Genomic DNA, 18268 nt, shown 5'->3' on the forward strand with positions numbered 1-18268 from the left:
GCGCGGGGGGTTTTTTTATTGAATGGATGTTAAATAAATTCTTCCGTCTTTAACAACGCCGCCATACGTCCAATTGTATGTTCTGAGCTTCGGACTGCCGCCGGCTTTCGTAATATAAAACTCCTCGTACGTATGAATCGTCAGATGAGAGCCTTTCTGTGAAAAGCTTTTGACATTCACTTCATTAAATACTTCGGTCGTCCCCTCGCTGTGCAGTTTTTTGACCAGTTTCTGCTGATCTGCATACAAAGGGCTTCCCTCTTCTAAATTGCCCGCCATGATGGCAAAATTGTTAAGGCTGACGGCGCTTGATTGATTTGTCAGGTAATCAGTCATAAACGATGTGACTTGCTCGTTTGTCACGCTGCCTGAAGCTGTGTTTCCTTTGGAAGATGCCCATGCTGATGTATAGGTTTTCGGCTGGTCGTTTTTTATTTTTTTTACATTTGTCCCAGAAGAATCTGAGGCAGGGTCAGCTTTTTCGAAAACCCATTTTTTATGTTTTGTATCATATGAGAGTACATAATGAAAGCTCGGCTCAGCCTCTTCCATATCAGGCTTCGTATTCCCGTCGAAATAAGCAGACTCATGAAGCTCTTTACCCGTAACAGTTACTTGCCAGCGGCCGTTCTCTTGAGAAATCGCAAATGAATCCAGGTCAAAGCTTGTCTCTTTATACTGATCCTTCAAAAAGGTGCCGGAGCTCTTCATGCCGGATACCACTTCTTTCGTCTGCTCTTTCCAGGCGGAACCAGCCTCGGTCATCTGATCGGTATTTCCGTCTGCCATCGCTTTTGTATACTGTTTCGTTGTTTTGACAATCGTGTCCATGATTGTTTGTTGTGTATCTTGATCCGGAATAAGCGTTAATTCCATATCAGTGCTGTTGATCGGAACATCGGCAGTTTTTGTTTTCCCCCAAGGAAAATCAGCCTCCACGGCGGCTGTCATGGAACCGTCAGTTAAGAGCGGACCGTATGTAACGGATGTAAACGGATCTTTATGGACGGACTTGCCGTTTATCAGCAGATCGCCTTTCGCGCTTTTGAAGCTGTCTGCCGGAGTGAATGTCACATCCTCGGCGTCTAACGGCAGGTCAAACTCAACATTCCGGCTGCCGGCCGCCTCTGCCTCTTGCTTTTTGACAACGTCAACCGTCTCATTTTTAAGCTTGGCTTCCGCCGTGTAGACACCCGGTGTATACGGACCGAAGATTTGGGTTTCATCGGCTTTTTTGACCGTACCTGTTTTCTCGCTGTTGATATAAAGATCGGCGCCTTTATAATTGCTGGTGACGCGGAAATAAACCGGATCGACTTTCAATTCGTAATGGTCAAACAAAAGAAGGGTTTTACCCTCTTTTTTGACGTATACCGCATCTTTTTCTGATGAATTGCCGCGAAGCGATGCCAGCAGTTCATCGTGTTTCTTTGCGTATGCAAGGAGCGGTTTGACATTGGTCTCATTCAGCTTCAGTTTTTTGTCTGAAGGAGTGAGCAGGGCTGCGAGCTTTTTCGTGTCCCCGTCATGAACCGCCTGTTCGAATTGATCTGTGAGCCTTTTTTCAGATGTCAGCCAGGCTCCGGTTTTATATGCGGCAATCAATAAGATCAGCGCTGCGGCAATGCCGCCCCATATGAAGAGCGTTTTTTTAGGGATCGGCTTTCTCATTTGTGAAGCAGGTTCAGCCGCTCTTACAGCCGCCTGCCGCTCCAGCCGGCTTCCTTTCCCGATCGGTTTTCCGCATTCTTTACAGAAATGCGCCTCTTCGTTGTTCTGCTGGCCGCAATACTTACAAAAAAACATGACTTTCCTCCTATTCAATCTGCAAAACTTGTATAACTTTTCCTATGTTTCATATTTTATAATAAAGTAGAATGATTTTGGAGTTATTTTGAAAAATAGCTGTCGATCATAACGGAGGAGGAGAAACGGACATGCAAAAACTGAGTATCCGAAAAGCCGCGGAGCCGGATGAAGCGCTGTATGAACTATTGCTGCTGGCCGATCCGTCGAGGGAGATTGTCGATGATTATCTTGTAAGAGGAGAATGCTATACGGCTTGGACGTCAGACGAGCTTGCAGGGGTTTACGTTTTATTGCAAACAAGGCCTAAAACGATTGAAATCGTAAACATCGCGGTAAAAGAATCGCTGCAGAACAGGGGATTCGGAAAACAGCTGGTGCAAGATGCCATTGAAAAAGCGAGACAATCGGGAGCTGACACGATTGAAATCGGCACCGGAAATTCCAGTATTCATCAGCTGTCACTCTATCAAAAATGCGGATTCCGCATTCAGGCTGTCGACCATGATTTTTTTATCAGACATTATGATGAAGACATTTTTGAAAACGGCATTCAATGCCGGGATATGATACGGCTTTATTTGGATTTATGATAAAAAGGGCGCCGGCTGACATCGGCGCCCCTTCGTTTACCATTCAGACGGATTGATCCGCTTGCTTCTCTGTATTTCTTTGACTCCCTTGTCTGACTGAAAAAATAGCAAAAACGATCGTAAGGGTCAGTCCGACCGCCGCAAAAATATAATCCGCATTCATCAACAGCAGAAGCCCTGTATAGACAGCGGCCGACAGCGGTTCACCCATTTTGACAATGGAAAAAATCAGTGCAAAGACCCTTCCGAAATATGCGGCCGGAACCGTCTTTTGGAAATACAGCACCGTTTGCACATCAATATACGAGATGATAATGCCAAGCACCAGGAAGATGATGCACTCAAACCCATGAAGGGGAAAAAACAGGAGCATAATGAGCAGTCCCGCTGCCGTTAACGTCCGCGGGTACAGCCGGTTCAAGCGTTTTGTATTCCATTTGAAAAATACGGCCAGATTGCCCAAAAGCATCCCCGCCTGAAACATTGAATACATGACGGCAAACCATACAGAATAGTTCTGCTGAAAACGCTCCACAGCAAGAATCGGCCCCATTACTGAAATAAGGCCGGCAATGACGAGATTTACGACGAAAAAGTATCCGACCGATGTCAGCCATGCCGCATTTCCTTTCAGCATTCTGTAACCGGCTTTTACATCTTCAGTTCCGTTGCTTTTTTCACTGGGCTGTTCTGAAATACGAATGAACGCGATAAACGCCGCGGAGATAAAAAAAGCAGTTCCGTTTATGGCAAACAGCAGCCCGAACGGAATAGCCGCAATCATGATCCCGCTGATCAATTTTCCGACGATGAGTCCGATCAAGTCACTCGTATTGATCAGAGATGTCGCCTGATCAAGATGCTGTTTGCGGACGAGCAGCGGAATGATCGCAACTTTCGCCGGCGCAAACAGCATCGATTGCAGAGATAGACAAAAGGCGCACACCCCAGCTATCCACACGGTTAATAAATCGTTCGCGCTGAGCACCGCCAAGAGGATCATGATGACGGCCCGGCCCGTATTGCACAAATACAAGATCGACTTTTTTCGGAATAAATCAATCAGCGGCCCCGCCAGCACGCCAAATGTCAACGGCACGAGTTCGATAAAAGAAATAACGCCGACAAGAATTTTGCTGCCGGTCAATTCCAGCACTAGCAGCGGCAGAGCAATGAGCCAGACCCCGTCCGCCGCTGAAGAAAACACCTGTGCACACCAAAGCTTTGCATAGTTCGGTGTTCGATATGTCATATCAGACCCTTTTTTGATCCTCGTCATCAGAAACACCGCCGAACCATTCCAGCGTTCTCCATGATTCCCGTCTTTCCGTATAATCCTCTTCCATCACCTCAAATACAATGCCGGTATCTTGATTCCGATAAAGCTCCTGCAAAGTATCTGCAGCCCTTCTCAGCAGCTCCTCAGCGATCGTCCCTTCACTCGGATGGCGGCCCTCAAAACAGCGGACGCCGCCATGCGGGAACGCAAGCTGGCGAAATGAGCTGAAGTGATAATGCTTAATGCTCTCTTTTATCGAAAGAAACTGAAAGAAATCGGGATATTTCAGCTGATCATTTCTGAACATAAGGGCGGAAGACAAGTGAGTCTGATAGGTAATCGCCCAATGGCACAGATCCCACGTAATACCGACATGCTTCAGATCCAGCTGCACCAGCTCTGTAAAATCCTCAGGATAAATGAAAATCGGATCAAAATCCTCTCCCAGATTCCCGATGATCGGAAGGTTTTCCACACCGATCCAGATGTCCGTCCCTTTCAGCCGCTCATCAAACTCCGCGAAAAACTCAACGATTTTTTTACGGTTTCCTTCCAGGTCATAGACTTGAAATTCCTCAACCGTCATAAATTGATTCGCATGAACGGTTATGCCTTTGGCGCCGTATTTCACAGCGAGCTCCGCAAAGTGATAAAGCTGTTTTTTGATGTGATCTTCATTCACATAATCGGCATGATCTGTCGGGAAATGCAGCGTCAATAATGAAGGATCAAGCTGTTTCGCATATTCCAGCGTCTGATTGAATGTTTTGAGATAATCCGCTTCACTAAAGGAATGGCCGTCAAAAATATTCGCTTCCAGACCGTATCCCGCTTCCACCCATTTCTCATCGATTTGCTTCGGATCAAGTCCGAAAAACGGAATTTGAGCAATCATAGGACAGTCACCATGTTCCTCTCACAAGCATAAACGCTTCCGCAGCGGTAAAACCCGATTTTGCTCCCCACACACGGGCATTATGTTCGATCGCCTGCAAAGAGCGGGGATGAGGGAAGTCTCTGAGCTCGGAACCGTAACACGCCATCGATTTCAATTTCGTTTCAAGCTCGTCTTCAATATTAACGAAGAAATTGGCATGAAACTGATCCTTCTGACAGTAATTCCATTCCGTCGAAGACAATGTTTCATAGGCAAAAACCCGTTTTACCGTATGACCGGGAAGCGGACGGGTTGCCGTCATGACCGCTCTGAATACGACGGAGTGGTCAATATTAATGTCACCGCCGTACTGGGTATACACAATGTCAGGCTGAAAACGATTGATTTGTTTCTCCGCTTCCTTCACGACATCCAGCAAATCCATTGAATCCATTCTGTTATCAGGAAGGTTCAGCCTGACAAAATCATGGATGCCCAAAGTGCTGAGCGCCTGCTCCGTTTCTTGATTAGAATGCTCCATAACGGAATCTTCAGGCTTTTTGTAATCCGTTTTTCTTGATGACTTGCCTTCCGCCATAATGACTGCCGACACGCTGTCACCTTGGCGGACATGTTTGGCGAGCGTGCCGCCGACGCCGATAATTTCATCGTCGGGATGCGCTGCAAATACCATTACTTTCATCATATTGCCCTCCTTTAACTAACATTTCAGCTGTATCCGCTCCGCAGTTCATCAGCATATCAAGCATGGAGAGGTGAGGGATATGCTCCCCGAATAATTGAGGATAGCCAAAATGTCGGATCTGCTGATACTCAATGACAATTCCGTTTCTTTCAAAATCGCTTTCTATTAAATAGTCGGAACCCTGACTGCCTGAATAATAACGGTCCGCCCCCAGCTCCTGACAAAGCGCTAAAACAAAATCGCTTTTTTTCTCCTTCCGGCATTCAAGCTCAGAGACATAACAGAGCGGCGTTTCAATTCGGAGCTCTTTTCGGAAAAATTCAATGATGTGCATATTCAAATCATGGAGATATTCCCACTCCCTCTGATAGACATCTTGAAAAAAATGCTGGTACCGCTCAAAATATGGAGCTTTCGCATAGTTCATTTTAATCGCCATCCAATGTTTTTTCCGCCAATCCTGTGTCTGGTCGATTTTCATATGCCGAAGCTCTATGTCTTTATATTGTTTCATCTGCAAAGGCACCGTCAGCCATCTGGGGCCCTGCGGCGTTTTGATTCTGTTGCGGTTGAGAAATCCTTTTTTCTCAAATTGAGCTGTGTCATGAATGGCAAACAGATCCGACTTATACATTTTTTCAAAAAAACCGTACCACGGCAGATAACTGGATTGATGGCCGCTTATTGTTTTCATTCCGGTTTCGTAAAAAGTCGGCATTGTTTTTCTTCAGCTCCCCAATATCGTTTCGGTCTTGCGATTTCTTTACTGTGTGAATAGCCAAAATCAGCCCATTGAAGCTTGCGGCAAATGGCGAATTGCAGGGCGTCACGCATCAATAAGTAAGAGGCCTGCGATTTTTTTCCCGCCAGGCTGTTTATATTCTGCCAATAATAGAAATGAGAGCGGTCATAGAGAAAAATACTGCTGCTGATCAGCGTCTCATCCTGATATGCTCCGACCCAAAACATTCGATCCGCAAACGTGTCAAGCAGCTTTTGGAAAAAGCCCTGGCTCAGTACATAAGCCGCGCCGATTGCCGACGTATGCTCTTTGTAGAGGTCATAAAATGCGCCAAGTTCTTTTTGCCCGATCAGCCGGGTGACAATATTCTCTTTTTCAGCGTATCTGACTGCCGTCCGGGCTTTTCCGGAAATGCCCGTCCAAAGTTCGTCAAACGTGTCCGGAAGCGAAAGAATCCGTGTCGCCTTTTCCGTCCACCCTTCCCCGATTTCTTCTGTAAAAGAAGTCTGACCGTACGGCAGCAGCATCCGGGATATGTTCCGGCTGAATATGGCCTGAATTTCACTTTGAAGCCATTCAAATGAGATGGGGCGATCTGAAATAACGCCGCCGTATCCGATCATATTGCCGGATAATACGCCCTTCTGTTCAAAAAGCGGAAGATAGATGACTTGTCCTCCGTCCGTTGTCAGTCTGACAGGGTGAAATGACGTGCCGGGAAGCTCTTCCATGAGGATTCCCCAATCATAGCTTTGAAACAATCCCGCCTGATACATGTCAGCGGCCCGATCCCATGCCTGGCGGGTCGTGTATACTGCTGTTTTTTGCATAGTTATCACCACTATTCAGTCTTATTCTTTTGCTCATAATATGATAAAACGGATTCGGCTATATATCTGACTTGCTCCTTTTGAAGAGGGGGTTTAAACGGCAGAGAAAGAACTCTCTTCCAAAGCGGGTCTTCCCCGCCTTCCCCCGCGTATGTTTCATAAATCGGAATACGTCCGAGGGGAAGATAGTTCCAGCATGTTTGGATGCCTCTTTCAGCTAAATAAACGGAACACCCGTACCGCTCTTCATCCCGGGGAAATACAATTGTTAAATAATTCAGATGTTCTCCTTCTTGGGGCTGAATCATTCTTACGCCGTTTGTTTCTTCCGCCTTTGCAAAGACTTCTCCCGCCGTCTCTAAGTTTCGGAGCGAAGCTGTTACAAGCTGATCCATACGTGAAAGCTGATCATCAATAATGGCTTCCCTTGCCGGATGCATGCGAAGCACGGGTACAACAGCCGGTTTATCCGGCAGAGCTTCGAGCTTTGTGGCTTTCATGGAAGGCATGGCGCCCGCTTTTCTAAACATATATGAAATAGGATGATGCCGTTTCCGTTTCATTACAGCCTGGATTCTTTGATTTCTGATATAAATTCGATAGTCAGCTGCCACTTGGCTGCGCTGTTCCATCGGGAGATTTGCTTTTTGCCGAAGCCATTCTTTCGGCGCGATTAACGCGCCGCCTCCGATACTCGCAAGCGGCTTTGAGGGGCCGAAGCTTAAAATGCCGAAATCGCCCAAACCGCCGGCAAATGTATCCGCTTGTTTTGTAAACATGGCTTGAGCGGCATCATCAATGACAGCAATTCCGTTTTCCTTCGCCCAGTCAATGATAGCGGTATTTTCTCTCCGGCCGTATACATGCGTGAGGATAACCGCACACGTCTGCCTTGTCACTTTTTTTTTGACATCCTCAAACGATAAGGATAGATGCTCATCCAGCTGCGCAAACACAGGCGCCGCACCGGATTGCAGCACGGCATCAATGACATTCGGGCAGCTGAAGGATGAGAAAATCACTTCTTTCCCCGGCCCGGCTCCCGAATAAGTTAATGCGAGCACCAGTGCCGCACTGCCGCTGGAGGTCAGCACAATCCCTTTCCCGTAACGTTTTTCCAGTTTTTCAGTCAGTCCGCTTTGTCCGGCAGTAAGCAAGTGCTTCACCGCGCGCAGACGGCCCCTGACGGAAAGCTGTCCGGGATAAACAGGATATTTGACCACTTCCGGGTTTTTAGGAAAGTGAAAGTTTGTACTTGTGTCTCTCATCTTTAATGATCTCCAGGCCTTCATTCAGACTTACTTTCGGAGCGTAACCGAGCAAACGTTTCGCCTTCTCGATTGACGGCGCCCGTTTAAAAATCTCGATGTCTTTTCCCCTCACGCCGTCTTCGCCCAGCTTTTTAAACAGATAGTTATCCTTCTCTCTGCCTGAAAGCACATTGACTTTTTCAGCCAGTTCTTTTATCGTGATCGGCTGGTCATTCCCGATATTGAAGTCTTCAAAGACGGCTCCTTCATGAATGAGAGCGAGATAAGTTCCGGTGACGATATCACTGATGTAGCTGAAGCAGCGTATTTGTCCGCCGTCCCCGTAAAGAGGCAGCTCAGAGCCATTCTCGGCCAGGCTGAAAAACTTGTTGATGACAAAATCCTCGCGCTGTTTCGGCCCGTATACATTAAAGTACCGGACGACCCGAATATGAAGTTTGTCGGAAGCCTGTTCTCTCAAATATTCCTCTGATTGCAGTTTGGCTTTTCCGTAAGCCGATTTCGGAAGCTTTCTGCTTGTCTCGGTATAAGGAAAATCCGGTGAATCTCCGAACACTTCTGAACTCGATGAGAAAAGAAGTGTGCTGATTCCTAATTCACCGCATACCTCAGTGACGTTTTTCGTTCCTTCAAAATTGACCCGTATGACGTCTTCTTCATTGCTTCGGCAGCTGTCCACTCCGACCATTGCCGCCAAATGGACAACTGCATCCGCTCCCCGCAGTGATTCGCGGAGGGACGTCCGGTCAAGAATATCCGTTTGGCGGTATTCAGTGTCAAAAGCCGGCTCCTTTTGGTCTGCAATGATGGTGTGATAACCTTTAGCCTGTAATAATGCCGCCAGTTCGCTTCCGATAAAACCGGCTCCTCCGATAATCGCAATATGTTTCATGATCCAACCTCCTGGCTGATAGTCAAAACTTCTTTTATAGACTTGACAATATAGCTGCAATCCTCATCTGATAACTGGCTGTAAAGAGGCAGTGATACGATCTCCCGGAAAACACGTTCAGTTACCGGAAGCTCGGCAGGAAAATGTTTTTTATAGTAAGGATGCAAATGCACGGGAATAAAGTGCACGCTCAGCCCGATTTGTTTTTCTTTCATTTTCTCAATAAACAAATCTCTGTCCATACCGCCGTTTTCTCGAATGCGTAAAATAAATAAATGCCATGAGTGCGTTATGCCGCTTGGAATGTCAGAAAGCGGAAGCGCCGCTTTGTCAGATTGGCCTGACAGTTCACGTACATAAAATTGAGCGATCTGTTCCCGTTTTTCTTGAATTTCGTTTGCGCGTTTCAATTGAACCAGACCGAGCGCGGCCTGAATATCCGTCATATTATATTTAAAGCCCGGCAGTAAAACGTCGTATCTCCAGCTGCCTTTTTCACCGTACCGGTTCCAGGCATTTTTTGTGATGCCGTGCCAGCCGTACAGCCTCGCTCTTTCTGCGGCCTGTTCGTCTTTCATGACGAGGGCTCCGCCTTCCCCCGTTGTAATATTTTTGGTGGCATAAAAGCTGAAGCACACGGCATCGCCATGAGTGCCGATCATGCTTCCGTTATATTTTGTACCGAGCGCATGAGCGGCGTCTTCAATCAGATACAATCCGTTTTCTTTACAAATGGATTGCAAGTTTTCCAGATCAGCCGGATAGCCGGCAAAATGAACCGCAATTACCGCTTTTGTGCGCGGCGTTATTTTCTTCCTGACATCTTCAGGATCGGCACAAAGACTTTTCTCGCATATATCCGCAAACACAGGAACGGCTCCGGCGTGCAGGATGACATTGACGCTGGAACAGAACGTGAAGCTCGGCACGATGACTTCATCGCCTTCTCCCACACCGAGCGCCAATAAAGCCATGTGTAATGCAGCGGTTCCTGAATTACAGCTGATGACGTGTTCGGCTCCTATACATTCTCCCAGCTTTTTTTCAAAATCGATTACCTTCGGGCCTTTCGAAATCCAGCCCGACTGAATCGTTTCGGTTACGCTTGCGATTTCTTCGTTTGTCATATCAGGTCTGTGAAAAGAGATAAATCGATTACTAATGACCGTTCCCTCCTTATAAAGTGACAACTCTGCAATTGTCGGCTGATTTTTCCTTGCATACATTTCTTGTGTCAAAGATAATCGGTGAGGCATCCTTCAAAATACTGTAGTCGATTACATCGTGATCTGTATGAATGATGATGACGTCGTACTGATTGATTTGTTTTTTTGTGAAAGGGACAGATTGTTTGCGGCTTCCGTCATTCAAGCGGATCTCGCTGATAAACGGATCATGATAATCAATCGCGCATCCCTTGTCCATCAATTCTTCCATTATCGTAAACACTGAGGATTCACGCGGGTCATTTGTATTTTTTTTATAAGCGGCCCCTATTATTAAGATGCTGCATTTGTCTTTGCCCGCCAGTTTCAAAGCATAGTCAGAGACAGAAATCGGCATGTTAGAATTGATTTCGTCCGCCAGATCAATTAATTTTGTCTGCAGCCCTTTTTCATTCGCGATCCATTTGAAGTAAAAAGGATCAATCGGGATACAATGGCCTCCGACTCCGGGGCCAGGGATAAATTTTTGAAAGCCGAACGGCTTCGTGTCCGCCGCGCAGATGACTTCCCATATATCAATATCGAGTTCACGGCAATTAAGCGCCATTTCATTGATAAGAGCTATATTGACATAACGATAAGTATTCTCTAGGAGTTTAGCTGTTTCAGCTACTTCGGGTGAGGTGACCGGGTGAATGCTTGTAACAATGGTGCTGTAAAACGCTGAGGCAAGTTCTGTGCAAGTCTGTGTGGTTCCGCCGACTACTTTAGGAATATCTGAAACTTCATATTGCCTGTTGCCCGGATCGATTCTTTCCGGAGAATAAGCCGTAAAAAAGTCTGTTCCTATTTTCATGCCGCGGCTTGATGCCATTCTGTCGGCAATCTTTTTTTTCGTTGTTCCGGGATAGGTGGTGCTTTCTAAAATTAAAAGCTGATGCTGCCTTCCATAAGCGATCATGCTGTCAACTGCACTGTCGATGTAGGTTAAATCGGGGATCTTGTCTTTTTTGTTCAGGGGTGTCGGCACACATATCACAATGATGTCGCATTTTTGGATGAGCGACATGTCGGCGCTGATTTGAAAGCGTTCTGTTTGTAAAGCCGAGTTCAGTCTGCCGTCCTCTATATCTTGAATATGGCTGCTTCCGGCGGCTAACAAGGAAACCTTTTCACTGTTTTTGTCGAATCCGATCACATTGTATCCTTTATCGACACATTCCAGCGCAAGAGGAAATCCCACATATCCCATGCCTAACACGCCTACTATCGCCTGCTTCGTTTCAATCAGATGTAACAGCCGTTTTTGACCAAGGTTGCTGGCTTCTTTTGTGACAGTATTCATTTTTCGCCCCCTAATAGATAGAAAAGAGTATTGTTTTTTACAATTTAAAACAAATATCGATCGATATCGCAATTATAACAAAAGTTAAAATTTGATAAATGAGTTTTACATCCTTTTGTGAATTAGGTATTATCTATTTATTTTTCTTTTATTTGTAAAGTAAAATCCTGTTAAATGGTATATATCTGGTAACGAGTGAGAAAATCTCCCTTAATTGATAGAATATACAGAAAATAATATAAAAAACAGGCCGAAGCCTGTTTTTTATTCTTTCATTGCCTCAGTTACTGCTGCGGAAACGAGTGCCCCGGCTTTCTCTAGCCGTTCTTTGCTGATGTGTTTCATATTATCATTCTCAGTGTGGTACCAGGGCCCCGGCTCCTGTGTATCGGGGCTGAGCCAAATCCAGTTAGCCGACGGAATCCCCGCTTCATAAAAAGAGACATGGTCTGAGTAACCGAGCTGAATCAGGTTTGGCTTGACCAACCGGGATTTTTCAGCGGCTTTTTCAGCGTACCGGACACTCGGGTTTTCCCTGCCGTCAGGAGTCGTGACACACATTTGACTCGCTTCTTCCCAGTCAGTCGCAATCATATCGGCATTAAAATTGGCCTGGCTGTGCTTTCTTTCATTGTTCGTGAGTGTACTGACGTAATAAGATGAACCCGCAGACCATAATTCTTCTGCACCGAACAGGATAAAGCGGATCTCTTTGTCTTTCGGTATGTGTGTCAATTGCTTGCTGATTTCCAGAACGGCAGATGTGCCTGAGGCGTTATCATCCGCTCCGGGCGCGCCTTTTACGCTGTCATAATGCGCTGTGACATAAATAATATCAGCATCAGAAGGGTCGGCCTGTGCCGCTTTGCGCGTTCCTATGATATTTTGTGAGGTGCGGTTTTTATAGTTTTTAAATTGAATGACTGCCTGCTTTTCCTGCAGCAATGCTTCACCGTCTTCTTTTTTCATACCCGCTGCCGGTATCGTGATTCCTTTATCGGTATGCGGACGGACGGCGAGCGGTTTTGTTGTCTGATTATAAATAATGACTGCTTTGGCTCCCGCTTGTTCGGCATGTTTGATCTTTTGAGAAACGGGGATCTTTCCTTCGCGTATCACTGCAATTTTTCCTTTGGCTCCTGTTACGTCATTGCGTGATCCGCAGCCGCCGTCAAAAATCCCGCCTTCTATTTTGAGCTCTTTTTCAACAGCGGATTGATCAGCGGAGCGGAGCGGGAATTCATGATCTCCCGCTGTGACTGAACCTGAAAAGTACTTTTTCAAAGGAAATGATTGTACTTTGACACTGGCGCCCTGAGCCCGCAGACGATTCGATATGTATTCAGCCGCTTCCTTTTCTTTCGCAGTTCCGGTTTCCCGCGGACCGATGGTTTCACTCAGATCACGCATAGTGTCCAATGCCTCATCAGCATCAAAAACCGGCGCGGTCACAGTTGAATAAGCATGAGTTTCGGACAGCGGCCCGGCAGATGCGCCCCATATGACGCTTGCTGCCACCGCGGCTGACATAAATGAAAATTTCATCATAATCCCTCCTCTTATTAACACCTCTTCCCTTTCGATTGAAGAACACTGATTCCTTTAAAAAGGGGGAAAATGAATATTATTGACCAAATGAAGATGGAGAAAAAGGAGGGAAAAGCCCGGGACCATAAAAAAACGCCGGGAGATATTCTCCCGGCGTCCATTCCATTACTTATTTAAGTTATAGAAAGAGTTGATACCGTGGTATTGAGCAGTTTCAGCCAACTGATCTTCGATGCGAAGAAGCTGGTTGTATTTCGCAACACGGTCCGTACGGGACGGAGCACCTGTTTTGATTTGTCCTGCATTAGTTGCCACAGCGATGTCAGCGATTGTGCTGTCTTCAGTTTCACCGGAACGGTGAGAGATAACGGCAGTGTAGCCCGCGCGTTTCGCCATTTCGATCGCATCGAATGTTTCAGTCAATGTACCGATTTGGTTTACTTTGATCAGGATAGAGTTGCCTACGCCGTTTTTGATACCTTCAGCAAGCTTTTTCGTGTTTGTAACGAAAAGGTCGTCACCGACAAGCTGAACTTTTTTGCCAAGACGCTCTGTAAGAAGTTTGTGGCCTTCCCAGTCGTTCTCGTCAAGTCCGTCTTCGATAGAGATGATTGGGTATTTAGAAACCATTTCTTCGTACCAGTCAACCATTTCAGCAGATGTTTTCACAACACCTTCGCCAGACAGATGGTATTTGCCGTCTTCTTTGTTGTAGAACTCAGAAGATGCAGCATCCATAGCAAGCTTCACTTCTTCGCCAGGTTTGAAGCCGGCTTTTTCGATTGCTTCAACGATTGTTTGAAGCGCTTCTTCGTTAGAACCAAGGTTCGGAGCGAATCCGCCTTCGTCACCTACAGCTGTGTTCATTCCTTTAGCAGAAAGAACTGATTTCAGGCTGTGGAAGATTTGAGCGCCCATGCGAAGCGCTTCACGGAAGTTAGGCGCACCTACAGGCATAATCATGAATTCTTGAATGTCTACGTTGTTGTCAGCATGCTCTCCGCCGTTTACGATGTTCATCATCGGTACAGGAAGCGTTTTTGAGTTGAATCCTCCAAGGTATTGGTAAAGAGGAATCTGTAAGAAATCAGCAGCTGCGCGCGCACAAGCCATAGATACACCAAGGATTGCGTTCGCACCGAGTTTGCCTTTGTTTTCAGTTCCGTCAAGCTCGATTAAAAGCTGATCGATTGCGTTTTGTTCAGTTACGTCAAAGCCGAGAAGCTCTGGAGAAATGATTTCGTTTACGTTGTTAACAGCAGTTAACACGCCTTTTCCAAGGTAACGGTCTTTGTCGCCGTCACGAAGCTCAACCGCTTCGTATTCACCTGTAGAAGCTCCGCTTGGCACTAATGCGCGGCCGAAAGCTCCTGTTTCTGTATATACTTCAACTTCAACTGTTGGGTTGCCGCGTGAGTCAAGGACTTCGCGTGCATAAACATCAACAATGTATGGCATGAGTTTGTCTCTCCTTTTGATTTACGCTTATTTTTGAATTAAAGATGTTCCGGTCATTTCTTTCGGTTTTTCAACACCGAGAAGGTCTAATAACGTTGGTGCGAGGTCGCCTAGGATTCCGCCTTCGCGCAGCGTCACGCCTTCTTTCGTCACAATGACAGGGACTGGGTTTGTCGTATGGGCAGTGTGCGGTTCGCCTGTTTCTGTAATCAGAATGTCCGCATTACCGTGATCAGCGGTAATGATGGCATGTCCGCCTTTAGCGATGATGGCGTCAACCACTTCGCCTAAGCATTCGTCCACTGCTTCAATTGCTTTAATCGTCGGTTCGACCATTCCGGAGTGGCCGACCATGTCAGGGTTTGCAAAGTTCAGGATGATCGCGTCGTGCTTGTCAGCCGCGATTTCTTTTACAAGAGCATCCTTCACTTCATACGCGCTCATTTCAGGCTTCAGGTCATATGTCGCGACCTTCGGCGAGTTAATGAGGACGCGCTCTTCGCCCGGGAATTCTTCTTCGCGGCCGCCGCTCATAAAGAACGTAACGTGCGGATACTTTTCAGTTTCTGCAATGCGAAGCTGTTTTAACCCGTGCTGTGCTAATACTTCACCGACCGTATTGTCAAGGTTTACCGGTTTGAAAGCCACATATCCGTCAACAGATTCACTGAAGTGAGTCAGGCAGACGAAATACAGGTTTTTCGGATGATTTTCACCGCGGTCGAAATCGCGGAAATCTTTGTTGGTAAACGTGTTTGAAATCTGGATGGCGCGGTCCGGTCTGAAATTATAGAAAATCACAGAATCGCCGTCATGAATTTTCGCAACGGGTTCACCGTTTTCTTTTGTGATGACGGACGGAATGACGAATTCATCATGAATGCCGTTCGCATAAGAATCGTCGACTACATCCATCGCGCTGCGGTAAGACGGGCCTTCGCCGTAAGCCATTGCGCGGTACGCTTTTTCCACACGGTCCCAGCGTTTGTCGCGGTCCATGGAGTAGTAGCGTCCGGAAATGCTGGCGATTTCGCCGACACCGATTTCTTCGATCTGCTCATTCAGCTGCTGAATGTAAGTTTTCGCTGTTTGCGGACCTACATCGCGGCCGTCGAGGAAACCGTGAATATACACCTTCGTCAGTCCTTCACTTTTCGCAAGCTTCAGCAGCGCGAATAAATGATTGATATGACTGTGTACGCCTCCGTCAGAAAGAAGGCCGAACAGGTGCAACGCTTTGTCGTTGTCTTTCGCGTTTTTGATGGCGTCAAGGAACGTTTGATTGCGTTCAAATTCGCCTTCGCGGATGGCAACGTTCACGCGTGTTAAGCTTTGGTACACAATACGTCCTGCGCCGATATTCAAATGACCGACTTCAGAGTTCCCCATCTGTCCTTCAGGCAGTCCGACTGCTTCGCCTGATGCCGTCAGCGTCTGATGAGGGTATTGGTTCCAATAACGGTCGAAATTCGGTTTTTTCGCTTGTGCGACTGCGTTTCCGACTGTTTCATTGCGTAATCCGAACCCATCAAGAATGATGAGTGCAGCTGGTTTTTTACTCATATTGACCTTCCTCCAATAATTGAACGAATGACTGCGGTTCAAGGCTTGCGCCGCCGACCAAAGCACCGTCAATATCGGACTCTGCCATATATTCTTTAATATTTGCAGGTTTTACGCTGCCGCCGTATTGAATGCGGAGCTTGTCAGCAGTTTCCTGGCTGAAGCTTTCAGCAACGACTTTACGGATATGCGCGCAGACGTCGTTAGCATCTTTCGCTGTAGAAGATTTGCCTGTTCCGATTGCCCAGATTGGCTCGTACGCAATAACGGAAGCGGCAACTTGCTCTTCAGAAAGACCCGCAAGACCTTTTTTCACTTGATCGGCAACAAGATCATTTGTTTTTCCGGCTTCGCGCTCTTCAAGCGTTTCACCTACGCAAATGATCGGCACAATGCCGTGTTTGAAAGCAGCATGCGCTTTTTTGTTAACTGTTTCATCAGTTTCAGCGAACATTTCACGGCGCTCAGAGTGGCCGATGACGCAGTAATCCACGCCAAGGTCTTTCAGAGCGACCGGGCTGATTTCACCTGTGAACGCACCGTTTTCTTCAAAATGCATGTTTTGGGCGCCGACTTTCAGGTCAGTTCCTTTAACAGCAGAAGTCAGCTTTTCTAAGAAAAGAGCTGGTGCGCAAACGACGGCTTCCGCTTTGTCTGCTGCTGGAATGGAAGATTTCACTTCTTCAACGAAGCTGACAGCTTCGCCGAGTGTTTTGTTCATTTTCCAGTTACCGGCTATAATTGGTTTTCTCATCTGTTCCACTTCCTTATAGCAGTTTTTATTTATCGTTCAGCGCAGCTACACCTGGAAGCTCTTTGCCTTCCATGAATTCAAGGGATGCGCCGCCGCCTGTTGAGATATGGCTCATTTTGTCAGCAAGGCCGAATTTTTCAACGGCTGCCGCAGAGTCTCCTCCGCCGATGACAGAGTATGTATCGTTTGCCTCTGCCAATGCTTCAGCCACTGCTTTTGTGCCTTGAGCGAACAAGTCGATTTCGAATACGCCCATCGGTCCGTTCCATACGACAAGTTTGCTGTTTTTGATAACTTCAGCATACGTTTCGCGGGTTTTCGTTCCGATGTCGATCGCTTCTAAATCACTTGGGATCTCAGAGATCGGCACGATTTGAACGTTTGCATCGTTAGAGAAATCATCAGCAACGAGAACGTCTTCCGGCATATAGAATTTAACGCCTTTTTCTTCCGCGCGGTCCATGAATGATTTTGCAAGTTCGATTTTATCTTCTTCAAGAAGAGATTTACCGACTTCATAGCCAAGCGCTTTTACGAATGTGTAAGCAAGACCTCCGCCGATGATCAAGTTGTCCACTTTATCAAGCAGACTTTCGATTACGCCGATTTTGTCTTTTACTTTCGCGCCGCCGATGATTGCCGTAAACGGGCGCTCAGGATTTGTCACGGCTTTGCCGAGAACGTCAAGCTCTTTTTCCATCAGGAATCCTGCAACCGCCGGCAGATGCTCGGCAATTCCGGCTGTAGATGCGTGAGCACGGTGGGCAGCACCGAATGCGTCATTGACATATACATCCGCAAGCTCAGCAAATGCTTTAGCAAGCTCAGGATCGTTTTTCTCTTCACCAGGGTAGAAACGTACGTTTTCCAATACAAGAACGTCTCCGTCCTTCATATCAGAAATTTGTGCTTTTACAGCATCGCCGTAAGCTTCATCCGCTTTTTTCACTTCTTTGCCGAGCAGTTCGCCTAAGCGTGCAGCGACAGGAGTTAAACGAAGCTCCTCAACCGTTTCGCCTTTCGGGCGGCCTAAGTGGCTCGCAAGAAGGACTTTCGCGCCTTGGTCTGCAAGGTGTTTGATTGTTGGAAGCGCAGCGCGGATACGAGTATCGTCTGTTACTTCCCCGTCTTTCATTGGAACGTTAAAGTCAACGCGGCAGAATACGACTTTGCCTTTTACGTCGATGTCTTTTACTGTTTTTTTATTCATGCCTTAGGAGATCCTCCTTCAAAATGGTTTGCATAGCACGAAAAACGTGAAACGTGAAACCGCCTCATGATGCTTCCGCCGCGGGGGCAGATTGCAGCTTCCGGGCACGGGGCAGATCGTCTTCTGAGCCAGGGCAGGCGGCTCAGAAAACGAAAGTGCCGCGGAAACTTCAAAACGCGGACGTTCTGCAGCAATCCGGCGCTTTCTGAAAGCCGGTTCTCATGGAAA

16 protein-coding genes are annotated in these 18268 nt (G+C 46.9%); 1 reads left to right on the forward strand and 15 read right to left on the reverse strand.

Annotation, left to right across the window (positions count from 1 at the left end):
- Positions 1-15 precede the first annotated feature (15 nt).
- Positions 16-1806: a zinc ribbon domain-containing protein gene (locus tag G4O42_RS16285; RefSeq protein ID WP_032876423.1), complete on the reverse strand. Its 1791-nt coding sequence runs from the start codon at positions 1804-1806 to the stop codon at positions 16-18.
- A 131-nt stretch (positions 1807-1937) separates the two neighbouring features.
- On the opposite strand from G4O42_RS16285, the gene G4O42_RS16290 reads away from it, so the two are divergent.
- Positions 1938-2399 carry a GNAT family N-acetyltransferase gene (locus G4O42_RS16290; RefSeq protein ID WP_007613857.1) on the forward strand — a complete coding sequence of 154 codons (462 nt, stop codon included), beginning with the start codon at positions 1938-1940 and terminating at the stop codon, positions 2397-2399.
- Between the two features lie 43 nt (positions 2400-2442).
- Here G4O42_RS16290 and G4O42_RS16295 read toward each other — a convergent pair whose 3' ends face one another.
- From G4O42_RS16295 to G4O42_RS16360, 14 genes are all read right to left on the reverse strand, one after another.
- Positions 2443-3678 carry an MFS transporter gene (locus G4O42_RS16295; protein ID WP_032876419.1) on the reverse strand — a complete coding sequence of 412 codons (1236 nt, stop codon included), beginning with the start codon at positions 3676-3678 and terminating at the stop codon, positions 2443-2445.
- Complete coding sequence (locus G4O42_RS16300; protein WP_032876416.1) at positions 3653-4573, reverse strand: sugar phosphate isomerase/epimerase family protein; 921 nt, start codon at positions 4571-4573, stop codon at positions 3653-3655. The genes G4O42_RS16295 and G4O42_RS16300 overlap by 26 nt, the downstream gene beginning before the upstream one ends.
- Positions 4574-4580: 7 nt before the next feature.
- Positions 4581-5258 carry a PIG-L deacetylase family protein gene (locus G4O42_RS16305; RefSeq protein ID WP_023357140.1) on the reverse strand — a complete coding sequence of 226 codons (678 nt, stop codon included), beginning with the start codon at positions 5256-5258 and terminating at the stop codon, positions 4581-4583.
- Positions 5221-5979 (reverse strand): WbqC family protein, encoded by a 759-nt coding sequence (locus tag G4O42_RS16310; protein ID WP_007409964.1) that lies wholly within the window; start codon positions 5977-5979, stop codon positions 5221-5223. Before G4O42_RS16310 ends, G4O42_RS16305 begins: the two co-directional genes overlap by 38 nt.
- Positions 5952-6833 carry a GNAT family N-acetyltransferase gene (locus tag G4O42_RS16315; protein WP_032876413.1) on the reverse strand — a complete coding sequence of 294 codons (882 nt, stop codon included), beginning with the start codon at positions 6831-6833 and terminating at the stop codon, positions 5952-5954. The genes G4O42_RS16310 and G4O42_RS16315 overlap by 28 nt, the downstream gene beginning before the upstream one ends.
- A gap of 11 nt (positions 6834-6844) precedes the next feature.
- Positions 6845-8101, reverse strand: a complete 1257-nt coding sequence (locus tag G4O42_RS16320) for an aminotransferase class V-fold PLP-dependent enzyme (RefSeq protein ID WP_032876410.1) — start codon at positions 8099-8101, stop codon at positions 6845-6847.
- Positions 8067-8996, reverse strand: a complete 930-nt coding sequence (locus G4O42_RS16325) for an NAD-dependent epimerase/dehydratase family protein (protein WP_032876407.1) — start codon at positions 8994-8996, stop codon at positions 8067-8069. The genes G4O42_RS16320 and G4O42_RS16325 overlap by 35 nt, the downstream gene beginning before the upstream one ends.
- Positions 8993-10123 (reverse strand): DegT/DnrJ/EryC1/StrS family aminotransferase, encoded by a 1131-nt coding sequence (locus tag G4O42_RS16330; RefSeq protein ID WP_032876966.1) that lies wholly within the window; start codon positions 10121-10123, stop codon positions 8993-8995. The genes G4O42_RS16325 and G4O42_RS16330 overlap by 4 nt, the downstream gene beginning before the upstream one ends.
- A 49-nt stretch (positions 10124-10172) precedes the next feature.
- Positions 10173-11507 (reverse strand): nucleotide sugar dehydrogenase, encoded by a 1335-nt coding sequence (locus G4O42_RS16335; RefSeq protein ID WP_032876404.1) that lies wholly within the window; start codon positions 11505-11507, stop codon positions 10173-10175.
- 264 nt (positions 11508-11771) lie between these two features.
- On the reverse strand, positions 11772-13052 hold the full coding sequence (locus G4O42_RS16340) for a M28 family peptidase (RefSeq protein ID WP_032876401.1): 1281 nt from the start codon (positions 13050-13052) through the stop codon (positions 11772-11774).
- A gap of 168 nt (positions 13053-13220) precedes the next feature.
- The gene (eno, locus tag G4O42_RS16345; RefSeq protein ID WP_007409956.1) at positions 13221-14513 is read right to left on the reverse strand and encodes a phosphopyruvate hydratase; all 1293 of its coding nucleotides are present in this window, start codon (positions 14511-14513) and stop codon (positions 13221-13223) included.
- Positions 14514-14540: 27 nt separating this feature from the next.
- Complete coding sequence (gpmI, locus tag G4O42_RS16350; protein ID WP_032876398.1) at positions 14541-16076, reverse strand: 2,3-bisphosphoglycerate-independent phosphoglycerate mutase; 1536 nt, start codon at positions 16074-16076, stop codon at positions 14541-14543.
- Complete coding sequence (gene tpiA / locus G4O42_RS16355; protein WP_003151618.1) at positions 16069-16830, reverse strand: triose-phosphate isomerase; 762 nt, start codon at positions 16828-16830, stop codon at positions 16069-16071. The genes gpmI and tpiA overlap by 8 nt, the downstream gene beginning before the upstream one ends.
- A 25-nt stretch (positions 16831-16855) precedes the next feature.
- Positions 16856-18040 (reverse strand): phosphoglycerate kinase, encoded by a 1185-nt coding sequence (locus G4O42_RS16360; RefSeq protein ID WP_032876395.1) that lies wholly within the window; start codon positions 18038-18040, stop codon positions 16856-16858.
- Positions 18041-18268 lie beyond the last annotated feature (228 nt).

The organism is Bacillus sp. LUNF1 (assembly GCF_011008975.1).
Lineage (GTDB): Bacteria > Bacillota > Bacilli > Bacillales > Bacillaceae > Bacillus > Bacillus velezensis.

What these genes read in the sequence shown, in the direction of transcription:
- G4O42_RS16290 (WP_007613857.1), top strand. Translation starts at nt 1,938, where the DNA reads ATGCAAAAACTGAGTATCCGAAAAGCCGCGGAGCCGGATGAAGCGCTG.
- G4O42_RS16310 (WP_007409964.1), bottom strand. Translation starts at nt 5,979, where the DNA reads ATGCCGACTTTTTACGAAACCGGAATGAAAACAATAAGCGGCCATCAA.
- G4O42_RS16330 (WP_032876966.1), bottom strand. Translation starts at nt 10,123, where the DNA reads ATGACAAACGAAGAAATCGCAAGCGTAACCGAAACGATTCAGTCGGGC.
- tpiA (WP_003151618.1), bottom strand. Translation starts at nt 16,830, where the DNA reads ATGAGAAAACCAATTATAGCCGGTAACTGGAAAATGAACAAAACACTC.
- gpmI (WP_032876398.1), bottom strand. Translation starts at nt 16,076, where the DNA reads ATGAGTAAAAAACCAGCTGCACTCATCATTCTTGATGGGTTCGGATTA.
- G4O42_RS16315 (WP_032876413.1), bottom strand. Translation starts at nt 6,833, where the DNA reads ATGCAAAAAACAGCAGTATACACGACCCGCCAGGCATGGGATCGGGCC.
- eno (WP_007409956.1), bottom strand. Translation starts at nt 14,513, where the DNA reads ATGCCATACATTGTTGATGTTTATGCACGCGAAGTCCTTGACTCACGC.
- G4O42_RS16300 (WP_032876416.1), bottom strand. Translation starts at nt 4,573, where the DNA reads ATGATTGCTCAAATTCCGTTTTTCGGACTTGATCCGAAGCAAATCGAT.
- G4O42_RS16360 (WP_032876395.1), bottom strand. Translation starts at nt 18,040, where the DNA reads ATGAATAAAAAAACAGTAAAAGACATCGACGTAAAAGGCAAAGTCGTA.
- G4O42_RS16285 (WP_032876423.1), bottom strand. Translation starts at nt 1,806, where the DNA reads ATGTTTTTTTGTAAGTATTGCGGCCAGCAGAACAACGAAGAGGCGCAT.
- G4O42_RS16295 (WP_032876419.1), bottom strand. Translation starts at nt 3,678, where the DNA reads ATGACGAGGATCAAAAAAGGGTCTGATATGACATATCGAACACCGAAC.
- G4O42_RS16320 (WP_032876410.1), bottom strand. Translation starts at nt 8,101, where the DNA reads ATGAGAGACACAAGTACAAACTTTCACTTTCCTAAAAACCCGGAAGTG.
- G4O42_RS16325 (WP_032876407.1), bottom strand. Translation starts at nt 8,996, where the DNA reads ATGAAACATATTGCGATTATCGGAGGAGCCGGTTTTATCGGAAGCGAA.
- G4O42_RS16340 (WP_032876401.1), bottom strand. Translation starts at nt 13,052, where the DNA reads ATGAAATTTTCATTTATGTCAGCCGCGGTGGCAGCAAGCGTCATATGG.
- G4O42_RS16305 (WP_023357140.1), bottom strand. Translation starts at nt 5,258, where the DNA reads ATGAAAGTAATGGTATTTGCAGCGCATCCCGACGATGAAATTATCGGC.
- G4O42_RS16335 (WP_032876404.1), bottom strand. Translation starts at nt 11,507, where the DNA reads ATGAATACTGTCACAAAAGAAGCCAGCAACCTTGGTCAAAAACGGCTG.